Source organism: Xenorhabdus bovienii (genome assembly GCF_024721015.1).
Taxonomy (GTDB): domain Bacteria; phylum Pseudomonadota; class Gammaproteobacteria; order Enterobacterales; family Enterobacteriaceae; genus Xenorhabdus; species Xenorhabdus bovienii.
This window is the reverse complement of sequence record NZ_JANAIF010000202.1, coordinates 1-1,475: the sequence shown is the minus strand read 5'-3', so window position 1 is coordinate 1,475 and position 1,475 is coordinate 1. Positions and strand designations below refer to the sequence as shown.

The following is a 1,475-nucleotide window of genomic DNA, read 5'->3' as shown; positions in this document are numbered from 1 at the left end:
GCCTATGAACAGGGTGACAGCCTGACCGTGAAATTGAGTTATGGCGAAGACTGGCTGGCGGGTGAACAGGCGCGGCGTTTACTGCACCAGCTTGAGCGCATCCTGCATACCGTCGCCCGCGATCCACACCAGCCGCACCCGTCGGTGGAATTTCTCAGTGACGACGAGCGCCACACCCTGCTGTACCGCTGGAACCAGACCGACGTGCCGTACCCGCAGAGCCACACCCTGCAACAGCAGTTCGAGGCGCGTGCGGCAGCTACCCCGGATAACGTGGCGCTGGTGTTTGAGGGGGCAACGCTGACCTACCGACAGGTCAATGAACGGGCGAACCAGCTGGCGGTTGTGATCCGTGAACGCTATCAGCAGCAGCGCCATGCGCCGATGCCGGTAGACACGCCAGTGGCGCTGTATCTGGATCGCAGCCTGGAAATGGTCATCAGCATGCTGGCGGTACTAAAAGCTGGCGGCGCCTACGTGCCGATCTCGCCAGCCTACCCGCCGGAGCGAACCCGGTTTATTCTGACCGACACCGCAGCCCCGTGCGTGGTGACTCAGCAGCGGCACTTAACGGCGCTGGGGGAATATTCCCACGCGCTGTCACTGATCGCGGCGGATGATCTATCCGTGACCGCAGGTCGGCCAGTGGATAATCCTGCGTCGGTGAATACCTCTACGGATCTGGCGTACATCATCTACACCTCGGGAACGACCGGCCAGCCGAAGGGGGTGATGGTAGAACACGCCAGTGTTATTAATTTATCCCGGTTTATTGCCCGAACGCATTTACTGGGGGAAACGGTAAAGGCGTTATTCTTTTCCAATTACGTTTTTGATGCATCGGTGTTTGAACTCTTCCCAGCCCTGATGGCTGGTTCGACGATTTTTATCGCGCCGGCGGCCGTGACGGCGGACAGTGACCAATTGCTGTCGTTTATCAATACGCACGAAATTACCAAAGCATTTATTCCCACTGCCTTGATGAATCATTTTGCCACCGAACTGGCCCGCTCAACCTTGCAGGTCATCCATACCGGCGGCGAAGCGCTGAATACGTTGAATCTACCGCCGGATGTCACGCTGTTTAACCAGTACGGCCCCACCGAAGGCACCGTGTGCGCCACCCAAAACTGGTTGCAGGACGGGGATCGGGCGATCGGTAAGGGCATTGATAATACCCGTCTGTATGTCCTTGATGGTGAAGGCAACCTATCTCCCATCGGTGCACCGGGGGAACTGTATATCGGGGGGGCAGGGCTGGCTCGCGGATATTGGAACCGGCCAGTGCTGACCGCCGAGCGTTTTGTGGCGAACCCGTTTGCCACGGCGGAAGATCAGGTGCGGGGCTACACCCGCCTGTATAAAACCGGCGATTGGGTACGCTGGCGGCCGGACGGCAATCTGGAATATCGGGGGCGCAATGATTTTCAGGTCAAGATCCGTGGCTACCGCATTGAGCTGGGAGAAATCGAAAG

The 1,475-nt window shown here is 58.4% G+C and carries 1 protein-coding gene; it reads left to right on the top strand.

Annotation, left to right across the window (positions count from 1 at the left end; genetic code table 11):
• Positions 1–282: 282 nt before the first annotated feature.
• The coding region (locus NXS07_RS19975; protein WP_258087506.1) for an amino acid adenylation domain-containing protein at positions 283–1,475 on the top strand (1,193 nt) is incomplete at its 3' end.